This is a genomic window from Massilia sp. 01N410 (genome assembly GCF_056399665.1).
The window spans coordinates 1-3,274 of the sequence record NZ_JBFTRV010000042.1 but is presented as its reverse complement, the minus strand read 5'-3'; the positions used below and the strand labels follow the sequence as shown (position 1 = coordinate 3,274).

The 3,274-nt window shown below is 64.1% G+C and carries 1 protein-coding gene, 1 rRNA gene and 1 pseudogene; 2 read left to right on the top strand and 1 reads right to left on the bottom strand.

The window, feature by feature from the left end; translation table 11 throughout:
• The first annotated feature begins 151 nt into the window (after positions 1–151).
• Together AC1DOP_RS27075 and AC1DOP_RS27070 are read left to right on the top strand one after the other, a co-directional pair.
• Positions 152–2,221: pseudogene (locus AC1DOP_RS27075) on the top strand (DUF5682 family protein).
• A 65-nt stretch (positions 2,222–2,286) separates the two neighbouring features.
• A complete protein-coding gene (locus AC1DOP_RS27070) occupies positions 2,287–2,757 on the top strand; it encodes a DUF6328 family protein (protein WP_442124967.1) in 471 nt (156 codons plus the stop codon).
• A gap of 396 nt (positions 2,758–3,153) precedes the next feature.
• On the opposite strand, the gene rrf is transcribed toward AC1DOP_RS27070, so the two are convergent.
• A 5S ribosomal RNA gene (gene rrf / locus AC1DOP_RS27065) occupies positions 3,154–3,266 on the bottom strand.
• Positions 3,267–3,274 lie beyond the last annotated feature (8 nt).

The window sequence follows — 3,274 nt, the reverse complement described above, 5'->3', positions numbered from 1 at the left end:
GTGAACATTTGATAATTTAAGCATTCAGCATCCCGAAGGATGCTGGCACTTCATCAAACGCCCACACTTATCGACTGTTGATTGTTAAAGATCGTATTCGGTACTGCCTTGCTGCATCCGGCGAATCGTTTTGTTCGTCAGCAGCAGAGGAATGAGATTATGCAGTGTTTCGCTTAACTCGTCAACCCCCCGTTTTTCTTCAGCGCCAGCGGTGTTATCAAAACACCTAGCCCAACTACTTGATTTCGTTCAGCTTTTCCTGCGCTGCAGAAGCAGGACGCGCACTATAGCAAACGGCATACGAGCACGCAAGTCCTGTTGCGTGACCTCTGCATACCGGCACGCTGCAATCGGCGGCGAACAGCCTGGCGGCCGAGCGTGCGCTCGAAGCCGCGGCCTGCCCGAGCTGACCGCGCTGATGGAAGCCGCGCTGCTGGCCGACCTGCGCGATGCGGTCGGTCCGCTGATGGCGCGCATCCAGGACGCCGGCAGCCGGACGGCGGATCTCGGCCTGCTGCCGCTGGTCAACGTGCTGCGTTACGGGAGTGCGCGCAAGGTCGATACGGACTCGCTGTCGCATGTGCTCGACGGCCTCGCGGCGCGCGCCTGCATCGCCCTGCCGTATGGCGTGCGCGGGGTAGCCGACGATACCCCCGCCGCCCTGCTGGGCCAGATCATCTCCGCCGACCAGGCGCTGCGCCTGCTGCAGGACGAGGCCCACCAGGCCGCATGGTTCGAAGCGCTGGCCACGGCCGCCGCCAGCGAGCTGTCGCATCCGATGCTGAGCGGGCGCTGCGCACGCATCCTGACCGAGCACGGCGAATGGAATGCGGAGCGCGCCGCGCAGCAGTTGTCTCTGCACTGCTCGCCGGGCGTGGCGCCGCTGGCCGCCGCGCAGTGGCTGGAAGGCTTCCTGCAGGGCAGCGGCACCTTGCTGGCGCACAGCGACGCCCTGTGGAACATTGTCAACGGCTGGCTGCCCTCGCTTCCTCCCGGCACCTTCACGGAACTGCTGCCGCTGCTGCGCCGCATGGTGTCGACCTTTACCGCGCCGGAGCGCCGTGAACTCGGCGAACGGGCCGCGCATGGCGGCGGCGCGGCATCGGGCGTAACACCGGCCGAGGCCGCGGTTGATCCGGCCAGGGCGCAGCGCTGGCGGCTGGTGCTGGGCCAGGACGCCACTGGACCGATGTCGCTGAATGTCGAGGATGCCGCCATCGACGGCGTGCTCGATGCGCTGTACGGCAGCCCGGACGGCAGTTCGAAGGGAGGGCTGGGCGCATCGGCGCCGCGGGTGGCGCGCTGGCTGGGCGACATCCGCGAATACTTCCCGTCCAGCGTGGTGCAGGTGATGCAGAAGGATGCGCTGGAGCGCCTGGAGCTGCGCGAAATGCCGTGCGAGCCGGAGATGCTGGCGGCGGTGGAACCGGACGTGCACCTGGTCGCGACCCTGCTCAACCTGAACCGCGTCATGCCGAACAAGACCAGGGCGACGGCGCGCAAGGTGGTCGCGCAAGTGGTGGAGGAGCTGGAGCGCAAGCTGGCCGCGCCGATGCGCCAGGCCGTATCGAGCAGCCTGAATCGCGCCGCCCGCAAGCTGCGGCCGCGCCATCAGGACATCGACTGGCTGCGCACCATCATCCCCGAAACGCGGATCGGCTTCGGCCGCCGAGGACGTTCGCTGCGCGACATCGTGCTGTGCGTGGACCAGAGCGGATCGATGGCCTCGTCCGTCGTGTATGCGGGCGTGTTCGCGGCGGTCCTCGCCAGCATCAAGGCGGTCAGCACCTCGGTGGTAGTGTTCGACACCTCCGTGGCCGACCTGACGCCACTGCTGTCTGATCCGTTCGATGTCCTGTTCGGCACCCAGCTGGGCGGCGGCACCGACATCAATCGCGCGCTGGCCTATTGCCATGGGCTGGTGACGCGGCCGCGCGAGACGATCTGTGCTGATCACCGATCTGTATGAAGGCGGGAACGAGGCGGAGATGCTGGGACGGCGGCCGCGCTGGTCGGCAGCGGCGTGCAGGTGATCGCCCTGCTCGCGCTGAACGATTCGGGCGCACCGTCCTACGACCGCGACAATGCGGCCCGGCTGTCCGCCATGGGCATCCCCTGCTTTGCGTGTACGCCGGACCTGTTTCCAGACCTGATGGCGGCCGCGATCCAGCGGCACAGCCTGGAACAGTGGACTTCGCAGGCGGGGATCGTGCGGGCGTGACATCCTACAGGGCGTCAATCGTGCGTCCGGTTGAATACGGCCGTGTTTGACGTTACTGTCATCCCATGGACGATCAAGCTTCTCAACAACATAAAGACGACCAGGAGATGCGCGACATTATCGAGGAAGCGCGCTGCATCCTTCCCGGTCTTCAGGCGGTGTTCGGCTTCCAGACGATCGCCGTATTCAACGAACGCTTCACGGATCTCGCGGCCTATGCCCAGGTCTGCCATCTGGTGGGACTGTGCCTGCTGTTTGTCGCCATGGGCATGCTGATGACGCCGGCCGTCTATAACCGTGCCCAGCTCGGCCGTGCGACGTCGCGGATGCTGCGCATTTCACGCAAATCCATCCGCGGTGCGCTCATACCACTGGCTGTCGGGCTGTCGCTCGATATGTTGACGGTAATGTCGCTCGCGACCGACAGCCTTGCGCTCAGCATTGTTGCCGCGGTTGCTTCGCTGCTGCTCTTTGTGGGACTGTGGTATCTCCTGCCACGAAGCGATCCCATCCAGGTTACCGAACCGCGCTCCTGATTTGCGTTGTGCAGTGCAAAGGGTTGTGTGAGGCTGCGAACAGATGAGGGCGCTTGCAACTGGATAATACCTGCATGGCCTGTGCGAAACCGGCACTGGCAGAATTCAACGAACTGGGCCGCATTCGTCTACCTGAAGTTCCGATATCGGGGGGAGCGCAGACGGAGACGAATGCAAGCCCAGCCGTTCATGCAAGCGCGACCGCGGCGTTACCGGCGGCGCCTGCTTGCTCGCGGCTGGATGGCGACGATCGGTCTCGCCATTATCGCCAGGCCCGCCAGCTCGACGCGCATCGCGCGATTCCAGAGCGGCGGGCCTTGTCTTGGTATCTGAAACAGGCACGCCAGAAAAGCAAAAAGCCCGCTCAAGAATTGAGCGGGCTTCTGCGAATAATTAGCCTGACGATAACCTACTTTCACACTGGTTGCAGCACTATCATCGGCGCAAAGTCGTTTCACGGTCCTGTTCGGGATGGGAAGGGGTGGTACCGACTTGCTATGGTCATCAGGCATGACTT

Coding starts and splice junctions, on each gene's coding strand:
- AC1DOP_RS27070 (WP_442124967.1), top strand. CDS start 2,287: ATGGACGATCAAGCTTCTCAACAACATAAAGACGACCAGGAGATGCGC.